Origin of the sequence: Streptomyces sp. NPDC005794 (assembly GCF_042871445.1) — a bacterium.
GTDB lineage: Bacteria > Actinomycetota > Actinomycetes > Streptomycetales > Streptomycetaceae > Streptomyces.
The window spans coordinates 43,009-62,549 of record NZ_JBIAIN010000033.1 but is presented as its reverse complement, the minus strand read 5'-3'; the positions used below and the strand labels follow the sequence as shown (position 1 = coordinate 62,549).

14 protein-coding genes and 5 pseudogenes are annotated in these 19,541 nt (G+C 66.8%); 8 read left to right on the top strand and 11 right to left on the bottom strand.

Annotation, left to right across the window (positions count from 1 at the left end):
- Positions 1–448 precede the first annotated feature (448 nt).
- Complete coding sequence (locus ACFYQ5_RS34855) at positions 449–958, bottom strand: MarR family winged helix-turn-helix transcriptional regulator (RefSeq protein WP_389203477.1); 510 nt, start codon at positions 956–958, stop codon at positions 449–451.
- A gap of 128 nt (positions 959–1,086) precedes the next feature.
- Here ACFYQ5_RS34855 and ACFYQ5_RS34850 point away from each other — a divergent pair, with 128 nt between their 5' ends.
- Complete coding sequence (locus ACFYQ5_RS34850) at positions 1,087–1,512, top strand: Rid family hydrolase (protein ID WP_389203474.1); 426 nt, start codon at positions 1,087–1,089, stop codon at positions 1,510–1,512.
- 566 nt (positions 1,513–2,078) lie between these two features.
- Here the strand turns inward: ACFYQ5_RS34850 and ACFYQ5_RS34845 are convergent.
- From ACFYQ5_RS34845 to ACFYQ5_RS34815, 7 genes and pseudogenes are all read right to left on the bottom strand, one after another.
- Positions 2,079–4,241 (bottom strand): hypothetical protein, encoded by a 2,163-nt coding sequence (locus ACFYQ5_RS34845; protein ID WP_389203472.1) that lies wholly within the window; start codon positions 4,239–4,241, stop codon positions 2,079–2,081.
- Positions 4,238–4,549 carry a hypothetical protein gene (locus tag ACFYQ5_RS34840; RefSeq protein WP_389203470.1) on the bottom strand — a complete coding sequence of 104 codons (312 nt, stop codon included), beginning with the start codon at positions 4,547–4,549 and terminating at the stop codon, positions 4,238–4,240. Before ACFYQ5_RS34840 ends, ACFYQ5_RS34845 begins: the two co-directional genes overlap by 4 nt.
- Complete coding sequence (locus tag ACFYQ5_RS34835; protein ID WP_389203468.1) at positions 4,546–6,045, bottom strand: PrsW family glutamic-type intramembrane protease; 1,500 nt, start codon at positions 6,043–6,045, stop codon at positions 4,546–4,548. The genes ACFYQ5_RS34840 and ACFYQ5_RS34835 overlap by 4 nt, the downstream gene beginning before the upstream one ends.
- On the bottom strand, positions 6,042–6,497 hold the full coding sequence (locus ACFYQ5_RS34830; protein ID WP_389203466.1) for a hypothetical protein: 456 nt from the start codon (positions 6,495–6,497) through the stop codon (positions 6,042–6,044). The genes ACFYQ5_RS34835 and ACFYQ5_RS34830 overlap by 4 nt, the downstream gene beginning before the upstream one ends.
- A 572-nt stretch (positions 6,498–7,069) precedes the next feature.
- A pseudogene (locus ACFYQ5_RS34825) lies at positions 7,070–8,872 on the bottom strand (BTAD domain-containing putative transcriptional regulator); the annotation flags it as partial.
- Between the two features lie 402 nt (positions 8,873–9,274).
- Positions 9,275–9,484: pseudogene (locus ACFYQ5_RS34820) on the bottom strand (multiprotein-bridging factor 1 family protein); the annotation flags it as partial.
- A 1,634-nt stretch (positions 9,485–11,118) separates the two neighbouring features.
- Positions 11,119–11,637: a hypothetical protein gene (locus tag ACFYQ5_RS34815; protein WP_389203464.1), complete on the bottom strand. Its 519-nt coding sequence runs from the start codon at positions 11,635–11,637 to the stop codon at positions 11,119–11,121.
- Positions 11,638–11,811: 174 nt separating this feature from the next.
- Between ACFYQ5_RS34815 and ACFYQ5_RS34810 the strand changes: the two genes are divergently transcribed.
- Both ACFYQ5_RS34810 and ACFYQ5_RS34805 read left to right on the top strand, forming a co-directional pair.
- Complete coding sequence (locus ACFYQ5_RS34810; protein WP_389203462.1) at positions 11,812–12,762, top strand: SDR family oxidoreductase; 951 nt, start codon at positions 11,812–11,814, stop codon at positions 12,760–12,762.
- Between the two features lie 136 nt (positions 12,763–12,898).
- Positions 12,899–13,339 (top strand): hypothetical protein, encoded by a 441-nt coding sequence (locus ACFYQ5_RS34805; protein WP_389203460.1) that lies wholly within the window; start codon positions 12,899–12,901, stop codon positions 13,337–13,339.
- 218 nt (positions 13,340–13,557) lie between these two features.
- On the opposite strand, the gene ACFYQ5_RS34800 is transcribed toward ACFYQ5_RS34805, so the two are convergent.
- Positions 13,558–14,043 (bottom strand): hypothetical protein, encoded by a 486-nt coding sequence (locus tag ACFYQ5_RS34800; protein WP_389203459.1) that lies wholly within the window; start codon positions 14,041–14,043, stop codon positions 13,558–13,560.
- A gap of 205 nt (positions 14,044–14,248) precedes the next feature.
- On the opposite strand from ACFYQ5_RS34800, the pseudogene ACFYQ5_RS34795 reads away from it, so the two are divergent.
- A pseudogene (locus tag ACFYQ5_RS34795) lies at positions 14,249–15,025 on the top strand (helix-turn-helix domain-containing protein); the annotation flags it as partial.
- A gap of 123 nt (positions 15,026–15,148) precedes the next feature.
- Complete coding sequence (locus ACFYQ5_RS34790) at positions 15,149–15,706, top strand: DUF2165 domain-containing protein (protein ID WP_389203483.1); 558 nt, start codon at positions 15,149–15,151, stop codon at positions 15,704–15,706.
- A gap of 602 nt (positions 15,707–16,308) precedes the next feature.
- On the opposite strand, the gene ACFYQ5_RS34785 is transcribed toward ACFYQ5_RS34790, so the two are convergent.
- A complete protein-coding gene (locus ACFYQ5_RS34785; protein WP_389203457.1) occupies positions 16,309–16,665 on the bottom strand; it encodes a MerR family transcriptional regulator in 357 nt (118 codons plus the stop codon).
- Between the two features lie 462 nt (positions 16,666–17,127).
- Between ACFYQ5_RS34785 and ACFYQ5_RS34780 the strand changes: the two genes are divergently transcribed.
- From ACFYQ5_RS34780 to ACFYQ5_RS34770, 3 genes and pseudogenes are all read left to right on the top strand, one after another.
- Complete coding sequence (locus ACFYQ5_RS34780; RefSeq protein WP_389203455.1) at positions 17,128–18,036, top strand: NADP-dependent oxidoreductase; 909 nt, start codon at positions 17,128–17,130, stop codon at positions 18,034–18,036.
- 226 nt (positions 18,037–18,262) lie between these two features.
- A pseudogene (locus tag ACFYQ5_RS34775) lies at positions 18,263–18,358 on the top strand (IS5/IS1182 family transposase); the annotation flags it as partial.
- Positions 18,359–18,369: 11 nt separating this feature from the next.
- Positions 18,370–18,786 (top strand): annotated as a pseudogene (locus tag ACFYQ5_RS34770) (RNA-guided endonuclease InsQ/TnpB family protein); the annotation flags it as partial.
- Between the two features lie 118 nt (positions 18,787–18,904).
- On the opposite strand, the gene ACFYQ5_RS34765 reads toward ACFYQ5_RS34770, so the two are convergent.
- Positions 18,905–19,507, bottom strand: coding sequence for a TetR/AcrR family transcriptional regulator (locus ACFYQ5_RS34765; RefSeq protein ID WP_389203453.1), 603 nt, complete (start codon positions 19,505–19,507; stop codon positions 18,905–18,907).
- Positions 19,508–19,541: the final 34 nt, after the last annotated feature.

Sequence of the window (19,541 nt, the reverse complement as noted above, 5' to 3'; positions counted from 1 at the left end):
GACACACCCCACCCAACGCCACACCACCGGTCCGGGACACGCCCGGACCGGTCACATCATACGAATCAACGACCCGCGAAGTCCGGGCCTAGAAGCTCCCGATGGACAGAGATCTCGCGAGACGGGCCAGCCAGGCACAGGACTTGATCGTCCAGGCGGACGTGAAGCTGTTGCGCCACCGCAGCGTGACGTTCGGGGGCAGGTCGAGCGCAGGTCGTGCGGCGCGACCGGTCAGGCTCGGTCCGCACCGAGGTGGGCTGTTGGGCGTCGACGGCGGCCTGGCCGTTGCTGCGGTTGGGGATCGTGTGCGCATGGCCATGTGACGACCGGCCTGTGACGTCGTGCGGAATGCCACGGCCTCACACATCAACTCGGCGAAACCAAGGGTGAGCGACGTCCTCGCTCACCTCGGTGCCTGCTCGTCTCGGGGCGTCGCGTGGGACGGCCGTCAGCCGAAGTCGTCGGGGACGATGTGGAGTCTCTGTGCGATGCGGGCGAGGGCCTTCTGGTCGGTCGTGTTGAGCGAGTCGAGGACGATGCGGCGTACGGCGCGCAGGTGTGTGTGCGCTGCCAGGTGCACGATGTCGAAGCCGGCGTCGGTGAGTTCGGCGAGGGTGTAACGGCCGTCGGCCGGGTCGGGTGTCCGTACGACCCAGCCGCGCTGTTCACAGCGTTTGATGACGTTGGACAGGCGGGAGAGCGACCCGCTGGCGAGGAAGGCGAGCTCTCCCATCCGCAGCTTGCGCTGCGGGGCCTCGGAGAGATGGCTGAGCACGAGGTACTCGAACAGGGTGAGGCCGTGTTCCTTCCGCAGCGGCGACTCCAGCTTGCCGGGCAGCAGCAGGACGAGGGAGATCAGCCCCGTCCACGCCGCCTTCTCCTGTTCGTCGAGCCATCGCAGCTCCTCGTCGTCCTCGTGTTCGCCCGTGCCACTCATGGGCCCTCCCGTGCTGCTCATGGATCATCCCGCCCTTCCGGCGAAGTCCGCCATCACTTTGCGCTTGAAGTCATTGCTTGCTAATCTCACTTTACGCGTGAACTCATGTGTGAGGAAACGCGCCCCCATCGGCAGGAAGAGGGAGCATCATGAGCACCGTCACCTTCGGCATCACTCCGGGCTTCGGCGAGAAGCTGCACGAGGCCCTCGGCTACAGCGGGGCCGTCCGTGTCGGCGACCGGGTCGAGACCTCCGGCCAGGCCGGGGTGGATGACGACCTGGTCATCCCCGACTCGCTGGAAGACGAGATCATCCAGGCTTTCGACAACGTGGAGCGCACGCTCGCCACGGTCGGTGCGACATGGAAGGACGTCATTCACGTCAACTCCTACCACAAGGTCGCACCGGGAGATGACGTCATCGGCGAGGACCACAACACGGTCATGGCCGAGCAGTTCCGCCGTCGCCTCGACGGCCGCGCGCCGATCTGGACCGAGACCGGCGTCACGGTCCTCGGCCTCGCCGCCATGCGCGTGGAGATCCGCGTCACCGCCATCGTCGGCTCCGGGAACTGAACCACCACCTCCAGGGACCGAACCGTAGTCACCAAGGACTGAAACCGCGCCTCTTCGCGGTAGGCGGTCACCCCGAAACCGCGGCGGCGACCTGCCGCGCGCCCGTCATGATCGCTCGACGGGGCGCGCCTGAACCGCTGCTGACTCTCACCTTGAAGTTCCCCCCGGGGCCTGGACAGCGGGTGTCTACGCTGCGGGGGGTGAGGCCGTTCCTGAGCAAGGATCTCGTTTCGAGCGGGGTGGCGTCCCCGTACTCGGGCTGCCTGCGGAGTGGGCTGCGGCTGTACTCGATCTCGATAGAGCGACAGATATCGGCCCGGGCGGCCTCGCGGGTCTCCCGGGCGGTGGTTCCGATCTCCGGCTTGAGGGCAGCGAACCAGCTTTCCGCAGCAGCGTTGAAGGACGTCATCCGGTTTCTATGGTCCGTTCCGGTTGGTGAGCCGCTTGAGGCACTGACGATCAACGATCCCTAGCTGGCTCGCCCCGCAAGCTGCCGGTGCTGCCCTCACCAGGCAGCACCGGCAGCTCCATCCTGGAGTGTCCCTCCGAAACGTGATCCGGCTGAACTACGGAGTTCGGCGGGAGGAACCCCGTTGTCCCCTGCCGTCTCCGACTGCCGCGCGGCGCAGGGGGCTCGCCTGAGCGGAGGTGTTCAGGCGGCGTCGGCGCCGCCAAAGCAGTACGGCTATGGGGAGGAGGCACACCGGTAGCAGTCGCAGGGCCCAGGTGCCTACGGATCCAGGCTCCGCAGTTGGGCCGAGGCCAGCTGCTGCTTGGCGGGGGGTTGGCGAGCCGAGCCAGACGTTGTCGCCCCCGTCGGTGGTTGACGGTGCGTTCAACGAGCGGTCGACGTTCTGCGGGAGCTTTGCGAAGTCCGCGGTGAACCGCTCGTCAGAGATCTTTTCAAGGGGAATATTGGTGAGGTCGACACCGCCGTAGACGTAGGTCTGCACATAGGTGGTGTTACCGCGGGTGGTCTTGTCGGTGACCTTGAAATCGCCCTTGGTGTACGAGTCGACGTACTGGTCGAAGGTATCGGTGGGCTTCCAACCGTCGGTGGTCGTCCAGGTGTCGATGTCGCCGCTGTTGATGAGTTTGCCGTACGTCGTCTCCTTGGCCAGACTCAGCTCGCGGTACCACTGGGCGGCGACCCGGGCGAGATAGACACGGCGCAGGGCGGCGTACTCAGGGGCACTGTTGATGGCCTGTTTGAGCTTGGGGAGGATCAGGCTACGGAAGAGTTCTTCATTGTGGTCCTCTGTGGCCTGGTCCTGCTGAGGGCACGAGCGGGCGGACGACTGCCCATGGCTCGCCAGGTACTGGGTTTCCATCTTCACGTCGAGAGGCGCTTCGAGGATGTAGAGCTTGTCGCCCTCTTGGCGGACCGGTGCAGGCGCCGGCAGGATCCAGTTGCGGAAGGACAAGCAGTCACCCTTGACTCCGCCCCAGAACTTACGGCCCAGCGCACTGTGCGGATGGATCAGCTCACCGACCGTCTTCTTCATCCGTAGATCGGCCTCCAGCAGGACGCGTCCGGCATCCGTGCGCCCCAGCTGGTCGTCGACGATGCGGTCTGGCTCGTCGGGGTTGAGGTTGACCCAGAAGTCCCGCGGGTTGAGGGAGAGCCAGACGAAGAATGCGTCGGAGGTCTGCCCGGCGGCCTTCAGACCGGTGGAGGTGCGCAGATCGCCGTGCATGGGGTCGCTCTGGGCACTGAACGAGTACTGCAATCCGCTGCCGTCGCCGGGGTCCGACAGGTAGCGCAGTTGCATGCTGGAGAAGTCGATGCCGCCGGTCGTCCCGGAAGGGGGGTCCGTCAGTGCCTTGATGAGGCCGTTGTCGGGCGGGGCGACGCTCTCGTCGCAATCCGGTCCCGCGGCATCGATCCGTGAGACGAGTGCCAGTCGGATACTGAGGTTCTGCTGGCTGCAGGGCTTGCCTTGACCAGTTCTGAAGACCTTGTCTGTCTTCTTGGCTGTCTCGTACTTGCGCTTGGTGTTCTCCTTCTTGAGTTCTGCCAGCCTCGCTTTCTCGGCCGCCTTCTCTTTCTGGAACGATGGGTCAGCCTTTGCTGCTCGGCCCGCCTCGCCGAGGCGGGCCTCCAACTTCTGCTTGTAACCCTTCGACCGGTAGACCGCTGCGAAGAACCGGTCGGTGGTCGGTGGAATCTTAGGGGAGCACTTTGACTTGCAGGGAGAGTAGTCGCTGTAGATCGTGGAGAGACGAACGGGGTCCTGTACACCCAACTTGGTCATCTGGACCAGAATGAGTTCCTCGGCGTGGAGGCGCTGCAGAACGGACTCGTTGTTGGAGAATACTGACTTATCGTTCGTCGCTTTGATGATCATAAAGCGCTTGATCTTCGATCGTTCGTCGAGACGGAGTTGCTTGTAGAGATCCGGGTTGCTCTCCGCAAGTTCTGCGGCGTCGACGACCTCGTATCCGCCGGTCCGCACACCGTCCAAACCCGTGATGTCCACGAACCCGATGGCCAGGACTCTCCCCGTCTTGCTCGGGCTGGAGAGGTACCTTGCGTCCCTTGCTACGTACGCCATCCGCCCGATAGGGCTCTCGTACAAATGCTCCAGTTCCGTACCAGGTACAGCGGGGGGTTTCGCTTTCTCCATCTCCGCCGCGACGGCCAGCGAATGAGAGGCGAAGGCCACCGCGAACGCCGCCAACAGGGCCGTGAGGCCGCGCAGCCAGGTATGAACGGCGGGGCGGATCACAGTCCGTCCTCGGTCTGGCCCTGGTTGGTGAACACCCTGTCGACAGTTCGCAGATCGGCGTCCGTCGAAGCTCGCGACCGGGACAGCGCGGAGGCGAGCCACAGCCCTGCGACGAGAACGAGGAGCGCCCACACGCCGGCCGCCGCGCCGCCTGCGACTGCCTCGGGGCACTCTCCGACCCGTAGTGGCAGACCGCCGTGGTAGGTGGGGGCCGCACACTCCGCCGAGGCGGGCGAGGGGGCACCGATGACCAGGGCCGCGGTAGCGGCGGTCAGGGCTGACAGCCTTACGATGCGGTGGCCGATCACGACAGTTCCTCCCGGGTGGGCAGCGGGGATGTCTCGGGGGGCGTGGAGGTGCCCTTCAACTCCAGTACGCGACTGCGGAGTCGCTCCTCCGGCGGGATGAAGGAATCAGCGCCGGGACGTCCGCGGTGCCAGCGCTGTACTGCGAGGTCGAGCTGCGCCTGCTGGAACCGCTGAAGGTGGCGCAGCCCCGCCGTGCCGTCGCGGCGCCATACCCGCACTTCCAGCAGGAGACGACGGCGCGGGGAGAGCAGCAGGTCGATCTCCGGCTCGGTGACCGCACCATGCCCGGCAACTGCCTCGGCACGCAGCGCATCACCCAGTCCCGCCGCCTGGGCCTTGAGGCCACGGCGCACAATCAGCACGTACAGCGCTACGAACACCCCTGAGGTGATCAACGTCATCACCGGGATTCCGATGAGCAGACCGAGGGTCTCGTTGGCGTACCAGTCCGCCCTGCGATTGTCGAGATGGATCAGCATCACGTCCGTCTCGAAGTGCCCGCCCACTGCGCCCAGGAACCCACCACCCACGACCACCCACCGGTCACGGCGCGCCGGCAGCCAGCGGGCTGCGCCGATCCCGGCACCCGCAAGCGCGGTAAAGGCCACGTGGGCCGCCATCAGCCCGACTACCTGCCGGTCCCAGAACTGAGTGAAATGGTGCTCCGGGTTGACGAAGCCCAGATAGTGGACCGTCTCGGTGAGGTTGAACCCGAGCCCGACGGCCGCGCCGAGGACGACTCCGGAGATCACGCCGTCGATGTGGCGCCGGAAGAGCAGGAAGAGCGCAGCGACTCCGGCCGCTTTGCCGAGTTCCGTCACCAGGGCCGCATCGAGGGGGAACAGGACGTAGAGCTCGCGGACGCTGTCCCGGGGGCGCTCCCAGTAGCGGGACAGGAAGTAGCCGGGCAGAGACCGCTGAAACCAGGTGATCATGACGATCCCGAACCCACCGCCGACAAGAGCTCCCCACCCGAAGCCGGTCAGCAGCAGCCATCCGGGCATCCGCCGGTAGAGCTGCGCCCGATGGATGAGGAGCAGCGCCGCCAGTGTGGAGGGCAGGCAGAGCAACAGCTGCAGTGGATTTGCCCCCATAGTGGCCAGCGGCATCACGGTGAAGGGCAGCAGCAGGGCGCCGAGAATGGCCAACTGGCAAACACGCGCGGTTTGTTCGGGAAGGCGGGCTCCGGGGCCGGACCCCGGGGTGCCGCCGCGCCCCGCGAGCAGTAGACCGAGACCGAGCAGGGCCGCGACCCCCCAGCCGACCAGAAGTAGGACCCGCGTCATCTGGAAGGGTGCCGGCTCGGGCAGCAGGAAGAACTTGAGCCAGTTCGTGGGCGAGGGGAGTTCGGGCGCGGCCCAGAAGAGGATCTGGCCGACCGCGTACACCGCAGACAGCGCGAGGGCCACGATGATCGCGCCCGTCATACCGTTCCGGGGCGTGCGCGCCGGTGGCCCGCCGGGCACGGTCGGTACGGCATCGGCTGCCACCGTCATGAGGCCCCTCCGTCCTGCGGGAGCTCGGGCAGGCTGGGAAAGTCCGAGGGCAGCCCTGGCACATCCGTGGGGAACTCGGTGGGAAACGTCGAGGGGAAGTCGGTGGGCAGGTCGGTCGTGAAGCCGGAGGGGAGGAAGCCGCTCGGTAGCTGCGTCGGTTTGGTGTAGTCGGTCGGGAGATCGGTAGGGAGTGCTGTGATGAATCCGGTCGGCAGAGAGGTCTGGCCAGGCGTTGGCATGCTCGGCATGGTCTCCGGCAACCGGAGCACCGGGTCGGTGGTGAAACCGACGGCCGCAGCGGCTGCGGCGGCGACGATCCCGATCGTGCCGATCGCCGCCATCAGCCGTACATAGAGGCGGGGCACGTGTTCCGGCCCGCCAGACGGGCCTTTCTCCAGATCTCCTGGTGGCTCCGTGATCGTCCTGGGCGACTCGTCCGCATCGGATGTCATGATTCCCCCCGTGAGTTCCTCATGGGTCAGTGACGCATGTGAAGTCCGTAAGCTACCGCGCGGCTCGGCATGAACGGCCCCCGAAGGTACCGGACTTGACGTGGCAGCCTCAGTATGGCTATGAGGGCGAACCCGCAACGCCTGTTCACGGCACGTACCGTCACCCGGCAGGTGAAGATTTGGTAGTGCTCCCGCGTGTGTCGAGGAGCCGGACGGCATGAGCGCAGGGAGCGGTGACCCTGGACGAGGCAGGGATCGGCAACAACCACCCTCGCGAGCGCACTACCAGATCGTCCGCCAGCCAGCAGATGGCGTGTGCGGTGGTGAGCCGGTCGTGGTGCATCCAGAAGGCTGATGAAGATCTCGGGTTCTGGCCCTGCCGTGGGGGTGGGGACGGGTGCGCTGCTCGCCCCTTCCACAGCAGGACTGCCCTGCGCTTCCCGAGCGTAGGACGGTCCGTCTGTCCGGGGTTGCCGTCGGCCCGGAGGCTGCCGACGAGTGCTCCGCAGCAGCGGTCCGGACGATGGTGGTGCAAGGTCAATGGTGCAAGGTCATGAAGCGTCAAGGGACATCGCGAAGAGCCGTGCCAGAACGTGCACCTGGTAGTGGGTCGGGCCTACGGGCATGACCAGACCGGCGTCGATCAGGCTCTCCAGCACGTCCTCTGCCTGAGCAAGGCCGCGGTGGAGGAGACCCGCTGATTCGGACAGGGACATGAACGGGTTGGTTGATGAACTCAGCAGCTTGAATGCATGCGCTTGTTCAGCATCAAGACGGGCGTAACTCCGCGCGATGACAGTGTGCACTGCCAGGTCGCCGGCCTGCAGCTCAGCCAGCCGGTTGGTCTCGTCCGCCAGGCGTCCAGCCAGCGTCGCGACGGACCAGGTACGGCGGGAGGCCAGTCGGGAAGCGGCAATGCGGATCGCCAGCGGCAGGAATCCGCAAGCGGCAACTACATACCGGGCGTGCTCGCGTTCAGTGGCTATCCTCCTCGCGCCGACGATCTGTGCGAAAAGACTGAGCGCTTCGTCCGGGGACATCACGTCGAGTTCCACGAGACGAGCCCCAGCCAGGTCGATCATCCTTCTGTGTGACGTGACCAGGACGCCGCAGTTCTCAGAAGCGGGTAGAAACCATCTGACCTGTGCTGCGTCCTGTGCTTCGTCCAGGAACAACAGCATATGCCGGTCGTTCAGGACGGAGCGGAACAGGGCAGAGCGCCCGCTGAGGCTTTCGGGAATGTTGTGCTCAGCGACTCCGAGAGCGCGCAGCGCCAGACCGAGCGCAGCCGTCGGCGGCACGTGGTCAAGGGGGATATACAGCTGGCCGTCCGGGAAGGCATGACGGGTTGCCTGTGCGACGTGCACTGCCAGGCTGGTCTTTCCCACGCCGCCGGTGCCGGAGATGGCAGCCACCGCCGGCCTCTCGCCCGTTGCAGTGAGTAGGCGGACCAGCTTGGACGCAACGGTGGCACGTCCTGTGAAGTCAGGCAGATCCGCCGGTAGTTGTGCTGGCCGGACGTGTGCGTGACCGGGGTCGAAGGCGCCGGACGTCGAAGGTCCATAGAGAGTCGGATCCGCTTGCAGGATGCGTTGCTGAAGCTGGGCGAGCTCGGGGTGCGGGTCGACGCCCAGCTCATCGGCCAGTAGTCGGCGTGTGTCCGCGTATACCGCGAGGGCCTCGGACTGCCGGCCGCTGCCGTACAGGGCCAGCATCAGCAGCTCGCGGAGCCGCTCGCGCAGCGGGTGCGCCGCAGTCAGCGCGGTGAGCTCGGAGACCGCCTGAGCGTGCTGACCGTGCGTGAGGTCCATGTCTAGGCAGGATTCAAGTATCTGTAGTCGCCACTCCTCCAGGCTGGTGCGCTGGTTCTCCGCGTAGGGGCCGGGGATCGCAGCGAGTGCTTCGCCCTCCCAGAGCGCGAGTGCCTGCCGAAGCAGGCTTCGCCCCTGGAACAGGTCTCCTGCGGCACGTGCAGTTTCCGCTTGCTTACAGAGGTCCCTGGCCTTGGTGACGTCCAGGGCTTGGGCAGGCAGACGGATGGCGTAGCCACCGGATTCGGTTACCAATACCTGGGGTCCCAGCAGCTTGCGCAGTCTGGAGGCGTAGGTACGCACGGAGGCCAAGGCCTGCGAGGGCGGGGCGTCGCCCCAGAGCGCGTCGATCAGCTCGCTCGCTGTGGCGGTCCGGCCTTCCCGAAGTAACAGGGCTGCCAACAAGGCCCGTTGCTGCGGAGAGCCGGTCACCAGCGGCTGGCCTTCGTGCCACGCGCGCACCGGCCCCAGCAGGGCGAAATGGAGCCCTGGGGCCGGCACCGCGTGCGGCGGTGCCGGCGCGACGCGCTCGACACTCCTGCGACCTTCGAGCCGTGCCGCCATCTCCACCAGAATCACGCTTCTGGGAGCCGCACGGGTGACTGGTGGTGGCGGGAGGAGTTCTACCTGACCGAGCGCACGCTGCCAGGCGTCGATCCACAGCGGATGCTCAGCCGGCGCGACCAGGCACGCTGTCAGAAAGCCCGTCAGCTGGTGGATGTCGCGAGGTACGGTCCTGCTCCGCAGGATGCGGTGCGCTGTGCTGTGCGGAAGACAGCCCGTACCGGCTCGAGTCTCCATCTCACGCACCGACGGCCGGCCCGCCAACTCGTACAGCTTTCGCAGGCCGGCTTGCAGCGTGTCGATGCCATCGATACCCAGAGGGTTCGGCGAACCCCCGGCGGAGCTACGGAAACTGCGCCTTCGGGCCTGTTGCCACAGCTCCATCGCCTTGCTCTCCGGCGCACCGCAGGCCCGCGCATAGGCGCGCACGCTCTGCTCACTGGGGACTGACCGCCCTGAAGCCGCCCGTTGGAGGGTGGTGGCATGGCAACCCGCACGGACGGCCAGCTCCGCATACGAATATCCGCGGGCCGTGCGTTGGTCGCGCAGCCATTGCGCCAACGCGACCAACGCCCTGTTGGACGACGCGATCGGCCTCTCCTTGCGTCCCACTGCAGCAGCGGATTCTCAGGGCGCAGTGACAGCGTGCACGACTTGGACCAGCCTGTGACCCACCCTCCGGCCCCTTACCCGCAGGGCCATCAGCGTGCCTGCCGCCACCGCTCCAGCGCCGCTCAGTACCGCCAGGACCGACGACAACTCCAGACCGCTCGCGGACAGCCCACACGCCAGCACGGTGATCACCACGATGACCACCGCATCGGGAGTGGAGGGCCGACTACGGCAGGGGTCGCCATGCACCACGCAGCGAGCCGGGAAAGAGGGACGTGACATGGGTTGTGCCTCCTGAGATCGAGAGACTCTCACGCGTCCTGCGCGCGAGACCGATTGCGGGCTCCAAGTTCTGCGATCCGAAAGGGGTTTGCCGACCCCGATCGGATCTGCATCGTGCCACCCGGCCGGCAATCCGGGGGATACCCTCCAACGCGATTGATGCGCGAGTGTCCACGCTTGTGCTCGCTGACGCTGGGCCGACGCTGACGACAAACACAGCCTCTACCAGCCGGTTCGTACCCGGACACAAAGCCACTGCCAGCCAGATGGCGTTTAGATGCAGGGATTATCCCAATCGCCCCGCAACGTGGTTCATCAATCATTCAAGGCCAGGAGGCAATCTCTTCCAGCGTAGACACACCCCTCCTGAGAGTTGCGGGCTCCACCAAAACGATCAGGAACTCCAGGCGCCATCACGTTGCCGCGTGAGATCGCCTACGGCTGGCGCCCTCCAAGAGGGCGCCAGCCGTATAGCCGGTGTCCCCCGTTCGGATCGTGCAGGTGGGCCCGCTCAAGCACCGCTGCCAGGGGCAACGGGCCGATGTGTGCACAGGCAGCCACCCCCGGGCTCGTGTCACCGGGATTCAGGTCCACTGATGTCCGGATCACCGGTCCGGTCCAGATCGCACGCGACGTACGAGATCGCGGGATCCAGGGTGCAGCCTCCTTGGGCATCGGCGGCCGCAACGGCGCCTGGGTGCACATCGAGCAAGCCTCGCAGGCCAACTGACCGATGGAGTGTTCGAGGCGGATGACTTCACCGACGCCATCATGGTGGAGGCCATCAGCGATGGGGCGGACCTGCTGGCGCATCCCCGGAGACTGGTACCAGGCGATCTGAGAGTGCAGTACGTGACGTAATGGCGGATCTGCCATCTGTCAGCCGGGCACCTCTTCGCATGCTTCGCTGTGACCTCGACATCGGAAACGAGGAGTTCTGGGAGCTGGAAACCTCGGTGACGAAGTCGTACTTGGTAGGACAGCATGCGTTCCGGCCAAGATCAGGAGCTGTGGGCCCGGCCGACGCGGACAGGGGGCGGTCTCCTCGGGCGCGTGCCGTGGATGACCACGACGATGCGGGTTCGTGGCCGGGATTGCCAACCGAAGCGGGGGTCCGGGGGCCGGCGAAAGCCCCGCACACCTCCACGACGCGAGCGATCTGGTTGCGGTTCGAGCCGATTCGGTTGAGCGCGGTGCGGGCCTCGATCAGCTCGCGCAGCTCCTCCTGGTAGGGGGTGGCCGGGATCGGCCTGGATGTGCCCATCGCGACGGCCACCGCCATGTCTGCGGCGTAGCTGTTCGGGGTCTTGTCGGCGAGCGTCACGGTGATGAACCGGGAACCAAAGAGCACGTCAGCTGTGCTCGGCGGCCATGGAGTCGAAGGCCGCCCGGATGAGCTGATCGATGGAGCCGGGCCGTTCTGTCATGGAGTCGAAGAGGTCGGCGAGCAGCCACAACACGAAGCTGTGGACCAGGGCTTCCTTCGGCGAGATCTGTCCGAACTGGTCGCGCCATGCCACAGTGTCCATGCCCATCGCCGCGGCCATGAGGACACCGGTGACCATCGGCACCTCAGCCGGGTCGGCCATCTCGAACGTGGGGAGCCTGCGGATCACAGCGGGGATCAGATCACTGAGCGGATCAAGACGATCCTCGCCATCGTTCTGCTCGGCGATCAGATACCCGGTCAGCACGCCCACCATGAAGACCGTGCCCCGGGACACCTCCTGACGCCCGTGGGCGTCCATCGCAGCCTTGACCCGCTGCTGCGCCTGCTGGCGCTCCTCGGAGGAAGTGCGCTTCTCCAGGACCCGGTACGAGTCCCACGCTGCACGGATCGCCTCATCCACGACCACACCATCATCAGTCATGAGCCAACCGTAGTGCGACGATCAGAGAGAAAACGCCGCAAAGGCCAGATGCGCGCTGTGCCCGGGCGACGTCCTTCGCGCGGCATCGGCTGGTGTGGTGCGCCTACACGGCGGTGGTGCGCGCCGGCGCACCCGGTGCACGGCGCGCATCGTGGGCCTGCCGTTGAGGTGCCTATGAACGTCTCTGAGCGCGGGTATGAACATGCTCGGTGGTGCGTCCCTGAACTCGGTAAGCGGATGGACCCTCCGGTAGTGTTGGTGAGGACCCTTGACGCTTTCTCGGACGGTGGGGACAGGATGATTCTTGTGACGGGTGCGACCGGCACCATTGGCCGGTACCTGGTACGGGCGCTTGCGGAGGCGGACGTGCCCTTTCGGGCGCTGGTGCGGGACGCGCGCAAGGGCAAGGAGCTGGACTGCGAGTTCGTGGTCGGGGACTTCGACGATCCGGTGTCGATGGAGTCCGCTCTGAAGGGCGTTGACCGTCTTCTGCTCAACAGTGGCGGCGCGCTTCCCGTGGACGGGCAGCAGCCGATGATCCGGCAGCAGACCGGCGTCATCGACGCGGCACGGGCTGTCGGGGTCTCGTGGGTGGTAAAGATATCGGCATGGCAACCCGGCCGGGACGCGAAGCTGTCCGTACGCGCGCACTGGGAGATCGAGCAGTACCTCAAGGCGTCCGGGCTGCGGTGGGCGTCACTGCAGCCCACGGGCTACATGCAGAATTTCCTCACCGGCGAGGGCGGCTTCACCCACAGTGGTGTCCTGGAAGGTCCGTACGGTGCGGGACGTGTGTCGTACATCGACGCCTACGACGTCGCCGCCTGTGCCGCAGTGCTGCTGACAGACCCGCTCCGAGACGGCGAAACCTATGCGCTCACCGGGCCGGAGGCGCTGACGCATGAGGAGATCGCCGCCAAGCTCACCATTCCCTTCCGTGATCTGACACCTCAGGAGGCGGCTGAGGGTCTCCAGGCACAGGGATTGCCCGGATGGTTCGTAGATGACCTTCTTCTGCTCTACGCAGAGATGGCAGCCGGTGCGATGTCTGAGGTGACGACGGTGGTGCGGGAGCTGACCGGGCATGCGCCGCGTACGTTCGACGAGTTCTTGGCGAACGGGTAGGACACGGCTCGTAGAACCTTCAATCCCGCAACCCCGGAGATCGGAATCCAGGAGCACGGAAGGCCCGAACGGCGAAACCGCGTGTCGGGCCTGCTGTTCCCCCCGATGACGGCTCGCCGCCCGTGAGGGCAGCAGCATGCTCACCCACATCGAGCTCCTCGGCCTGCCGGCCGAACAGACTCGCACCGCCGTCGGCGACGCCCGCCAGGCCGAGCTGACCGGACTCGGACATCCCGCAGTCATGCGGGCCTGGCTCATCCAGGCCATGACCGGACGCCGGGCCAGCGAAGTGCTGATGACGGACTTCGAACCACTCTCCGACATCCCAGGCCTGGACGCCGCCGCCGTTCCCGAGGGGATGGTTGCCCGGCACCGCTACCAGGAGACGGAGATCGACGCGGCACCGAACACCGTCCTCGTCGACCGCGACGTCGTGGAGATCATCCGGGAGATCGGGCGCGACGGGAGAGAGATCGGCATGGACCGCCGCGACATGCTCGACCTCGTGCAGCTCGACCGCCGCACCGACCGCATCCTGCCCAACGGCTACTGCCTGCTGCCGCCCACCCGGTCCTGAGACAAGGGAAACGCCTGCCACGGCTGCGACCACTTCGCCACCGACCGCGGCCAGCAACGGACCGAGGACCGGCCTCCCCCCTCAGGCGCCCTCAGCCGACGAGCGTGTCCAAGAGCTCGAACAGCGACTGGCCGCCGCACACGGTGAGATCCTGCGCTGCAACGCGTGATCCAGTCATACGGCCCAGGGCTGTGACAGCACTCTCCGGACTGCAGAACTTACGATCCAGAGCGCAATCCCAGAGCACTGTGCTCCACCACACCCGAGGGAGGATCACTCTTTCCCGAAGCCCTGGCAGTCAACTCCACAAGGCCGGCCCGGAGTTCGGCGGCGGGCTCGCCAAGGACGATCGCGCTGATGATCAGCTCCATCATCAGACAGTCGTACTCGTCGCCCCTGCTCCGATAGCGCTCCCCATCGGCCTCCACGACAGCAGAGGTGATCCTCCTCCCACCACCGGTCGCGGGGGCAAAGGACGCCTCATAGATGCCGCGGCCGGTCCAACTCCGGTGCATGAAAAGGACATCGTCTTCAGCGAAGACGTTCCACTTCTCATCCATGTCCCAGGCGTGATATCCGCGCCGGATCTGCTCCCAGTCCTCGTCGGTCCAGACACGGCCCGGCAACTGAGACACCGGACGGGGCGTGCTGATCGGATGGAGGCGCCGGAATGACTCTCGGGTGAGCGGGGCATCGGCAGTCATGACGTGATCCTACGGAAGCACCACTCCAACAGGACAGCGCATTACCTCCAAGAGCAGGCAGCCTGGGCGGAGGGTGACCCTCGGCCGCCTTCCTGAGGCGTCCGCAACGTCCTGAACAGCAGCTTCGCAGGAATCCTTCCCGACTCTGCCCCAGCACCCTGGCGACGGCGGCCTTCAGCCGGTCGGTACTCCGTACGGCCTTGAGGTGAGCACCGTCGAGGACTTCTTTGCCGAGCACGACGACTGGCCGTGGAATCCGCGCCGTCCGGGCCGCGCCACTTTCCACTACCTGATCCTCGTCACCGAGGGTGAGCTGCTCCACGATGTCGACCACGTCACGCGGACCGTTGCCTGCGGCCAGTGGCTGTGGGTGCGTCCCGGGCACGCGCAGTGCTGGCATCCACCGGGCGCCGCCCGCGGCTTGTTCATCCTGTTCGAGCCGGACGTGCTGACGTCCGACGCCGCCTGCCTGCTGGCCCCGCTCACCGCGCACGAGGCCCCTGCCGTTCTCAGCTCGCACCCCGATGACGCGGCCTGGCTGAGGCGGACGGCGCTCCAGCTCCTGGACGAGCACCGTGCACTGGGGCGCCGCCGGCTCGACGTCCACCACGCCCTGCGGCGCAGCCTGCTCGAATCGCTGCTGCTGCGCCTCGCCAATTCCCCGGATGTCACCTCCACCGGCGCGTTGGAGGGCGGCACGGGCCGCAGGGTCACGTACGCACGGTTCGTGGACGCCCTGGAGCTGCACTTCCGGGAACTGCACCGGGCTGCGGACTATGCCGGCCTGCTCGGCTGTTCGGTTCGTACCCTCAGCCGCGCGTCCCGGGACGCCACCGGCAAGGGGGTGCGTGAGGTCATCGACGAGCGGCGGCTGCTCGAAGCCCGGCGCCTGCTGGGAGGTGGCGGTTGGGACGCCCGGGCTGTGGCCGTCCATCTCGGGTTCACCGATCCCGCGAACTTCGGCCGCTTCTTCCGTGGCCACACCGGCGAGCGGCTCCCGGATGCCCGCGAAGGCTTGCGGAACTCCTGCCTCCACGAGCGGGTGGGTTGGGCATCGTTGTCCTGGACTCTTCCCACCGGCCCCCGTCCGGACCATAGTCTGATCATGAACCATTCACCGGATGCGCCGCCCGTCCCGCCCGAGGGAACGGCACCACCACGTACACGCTTTTTCGGATCACACGAGATCGCCGCCGCATTGCTCACCGCGACGGTCGCACTCCTCATCGCTCTCGTCGCCTTCGGTAACATCACGGACGCCGGAACGAACAGGGACTTCGTGCGTCATGTGCTGGCGATGGACACCACGTTCCAGGACAAGGACCTGATGTGGCGGGCGGTCACCTCGCGCACCCTGCAGGACGCGGCGTACGTCGCGATCATCGCCTGGGAGACCGTGGCCGCCCTCGTCCTGCTCGCCGGCACCTGGCTCTGGGCCCGCCGGAGTCCGCGGGCCCGGCAGATCTCCACCGTCGGCCTGGTGATGGTGCTGCTCCTGTTCGGTATGGGGTTCCTCGCGATCGGCGGCGAGTGGTTCGCGATGTGGCAGTCGGACGACTGGAACGGCCTGGACGCGGCCACCCGCAATGTGGTCCTCAGCGGAATCGCTCTGCTGGTGGTGCTGGGGGCCGGCCAACGGGACCATGGCGCCCCCGCTCCGTGACCTCCACGGCGGGGCCTTCGGACATTCGGCGGCGGTGACGTTCCTGGCTCCTCGACTGCCCGGGTGGGGCTTCCCTGAAGTCTCGTACGGTGCGGCGTGCGGCGTCTCCACCCTGGCAAGCACCCGCCCCAGTGGAGTGCGTTCGATCAAGTGAGGCATGACCTTCTGAAAGCCGATGTCCCCGTCAGCCCCGCGCCGGCCCGGTACGGGTTGCGGTCACCGAACTCCTTGGCCACAGCGACCTGGAACCGATCCGCCAGGTATCCGCGGTGACGTGGATCGCGTGCGCTGTGCTCCCGAGAGTGCTCACGTTCCGCATCGCCCACTCCTCGGCGTCGTCGCCGAGTGCCCGGTAGATGCCGGCCAGGCCGGGGTTCTGCCCTTCGCGACGGCCGGCGGGGATGGGGCGATCGGGCTGGACGTCCTCGGCGGGCTCGGCGTCGTGCTGCGCAGAGGCACGATGTGCAGCAGGTCGTCGGCGATGACGCGGGGAGGTATTGACACGGGGCCGGCCGCCGTGGCTGCACGGACCGCTCCCGTCGACCATGTCCGATTTCGCTCCGGACGGAAGGGATCGCCGGCGAGAGCGACAGGCCGGCTGATCAGTCCTGCACCACGTTCGCCGCGGTCACATTCTCGATCACGCGGCCGAGTTTGGTCTTGGCCCGGGTCAGGTCCCGGATACGTGCGGCGATGCGGTCGCGTTCGGTGACGAGCTGGTCGAGCATGGCGGGGGTCGCGACGCCGGTGCTCACGCACGGCAGGAGTTCGACGACGGTACGGCTGGAGAGGCCGGCCGCGAAGAGGTCCTGGATGAGCTGGACCCGCTCCAGGGCTTCGTCGGGATAGTCACGCTGCCCACCGGGTGTCCGGGCCGATTCCAGGAGACGCTGTTCCTCGTAGTAGCGCAGGGCCCGCACGCTGACCCCTGACCGCCTGGCGAGCTGTCCGATGCGCATGGCGCAGGTCACTCTCTTCCCGCTCGTACCTCATGTTGATGTCAGTTTCAGGCTAGCAATACCGGCTCCGGGGGCCGATCGAACCATTACCGGCGCTGAGATTGATCATGACCCGGCGGCGGACCCGAGGGCGTTCACGCGGTTCACGCATGCACGCGCAGGCCTCGCGTCGTGCCGTGATCGCCGAGCTCGCCCGAGGTCACATGAGTGTCGATCTTGGCGGGCGGCGTGCCCTCTGCCCGTGCGCCAGGTGTTGCCGGTGCCGCTTGCTGTTCTCCGTAGCAGCGCAGGTCCCTCAGGCTCACCCGTCCGCTCGGTAACCTCACCGATCCGCGTCTGCCCTCCTCGTGGCCGGGCGGCAGTTGCGACGTGTCGACTTGCACCTCACGTCAACGTCAGGTTGTAGCGTGACGGACGTCGGATGAACACGTCATTCCGGCCCGTCAAAGTAAGGCAGCCATTATGCGCGCAGCCCGGTTTCACGTATATGGCGGAGCGGAGAGCCTGGTGATCGAGCAGGCCCCCGACCCCCACCCCGGACCCGGTGAGATTCGTGTCCGCGTCGCGGCGGCCAGCGTCAATCCCATCGACTGGAAGCTGCGCTCCGGCTCCCTGCACCAGATCTTCCCCCTGGATCTGCCCGACATTCCCGGGCGCGACGGCGCCGGTGTGGTCGACGAGATCGGCGACGGGGTGCAGGGGGTGAGCATCGGCGACCGGGTCTTCGGACTGGGCGGTGTCACCGGGGCGACCGCAGAACTGCTCGTCCTCTCGGCCTGGGCGCACACCCCCGCCACGTGGAACGACGAGCAGGCCGCTGGTGCCGGTCTCGCGTCAGTGACCGCGATGGGCGGACTGAACGCGCTCGGCTCCCTCGCGGGGCGCACCCTCCTCATCGAGGGTGCCGCCGGAGGCGTGGGCAGCGCGGCGGTCGAGATCGCCGTGGCACAAGGTACTGCCACCGTGATCGGGACAGCCAGCGAACGCAACCACGAGTTCCTCACCTCTCTCGGCGCCGTTCCCACCACCTACGGCCCTGGCCTCGCACAGCGCCTCACCACCCTCGCTCCGCACGGCGTCGACCTCGTGCTCGACACCGCGGCCTCGGGCTCCCTGGACGACCTCGTCGCGATCGCGGGCGACCCGAAGCGCGTCGCGACGGTCGCCGACCACGCGGGCGGGCAGCGCCTGGGCACGCATGTGGTCAACGCGGTGAACGACTCCGCCCTCCTGTCTGCGGCGGCGGAACTGGGCGGGCAAGGCCGCTACACACCCCGTATCGACCAGACCTACCCCCTGGAACGGATCGCCGATGCCCACGCGCACGCCGAGCGCGGACGCACCCGCGGAAAGATCGTGATCAGTATCTGAACAGGCCGATCTGCGTCTGAACAAGCTCACGGGGCAGGGAACTCGCGACGTGCGGGCCTGCGTGGCGAGCGTGCCCTCGATCGGTACCGGAGAGCGGGCCGACACCATGGGGCGCCGTTGACGAGAGGCGATTCAGGTGACAAGTAACCCGCCAGCAGTTTTCGGATCGAAGGTGCCGCGCTGATCCCGCGGATGCCGGGGTACCCGCACCGGTTCTCGCGCCGTTGTGGTCCTGGCCGATAAGGCGTACTCCTCACGCGCCATCCGCGAGTACCTACGCAGGCGCGGCATCCGCGCGGTGATTCCCCCTCCGAACGCCCAGAAACGCCACCCAAGGTTCGCCGTCAGCGCCTGGACCACGCGCACAAGACGGCTCTTGCCCTCGTGCGGGAACTCGACTTCATCGCGCATGAAGACCTCACGATCCGCAACATGGTCAAGGCCCTCGGGCCGAAGCCGGCCCGGAGGCTCCGGGCAGCTTCCTTCCCAACGGTGCCGCCTCGAAGACCGGACTCAACCGATCGATCAACGATGCCGGATGGTGTGTTCCTGACGATCCTGCACGCCAGGGCTGATGGCGCCGGGCGGGTAGTGATTGCCGCGGATCCCCGCAACACTTCCCGGCGGTGTCCCGAGTGCGGGCACACCGCGAAGGAGGACCGGCTTGCACAGGAGAAGTTCCACTGCGTCTCGTGCGGTCACACCGCGCACGCCGACGTCGTCGGGGCGCTCAATGTTCTACGGGCTGGTCCGCCGCGAAGCCCAACCGGCAGAGCGAGAAGCCCTCCTCGTTCACGAGCGGGAGGAGCCATGGGGAATGCCTCATGGATACGACCACTCGTCCCGGCAGCGGGCTCCGCAGAACGCGCTATGTGGTATCCGGAAGTGAACATGGCAGGCCGGAAACACCATCGAGGAGGGCGCTTGCCGTCGCCACGGCGAGACCGTCGATCCCCTCACCCTGCATGACGGCCCGGGCGCTCGCCCCGTCGAACGCAATGGTCAACTGCCGTGCCAGCAGGACCGGGTCCTTTGCCCCGCCAGTTCTGGCTTCCTTCTCGAGGAACGCGGTCAGCGTGTTCTTGAACTGTCTGGCCACCACGCTCGCCGGATGCCGAGGTGACTTGAGTTCCGTTGCGATGGACAGGAGGGGGCACCCTTGGAAGTCCTGCCCGGCCGCGAATTTCTCCAATTGCTCGAACACGTACAGGATCCGGGCCCGGGGGGAGCGGTCGTCGTCCTCCGCGGGCAGCAGGGACGCCTGATAGACGGGTGCGCTGTGCTCAAGACTTGCCGCCATCAGTTCCTCCTTGCTGCTGAAGAGCTGGTACATCGAGCGCTTGGACACACCGGCAGCGCGGCACAGCGCCTCGGTGCCGACGCCGATGCCTTCCCGGTAGAAGAGCTCGGCCGCGGCATCCAACAGACGCTCGCGCGTGGAGGTGGGTGCGGAGGGTGTCGGTTTCGCCATGGCACCAGGTTACGACGTCGCTTGGACGGTGGAA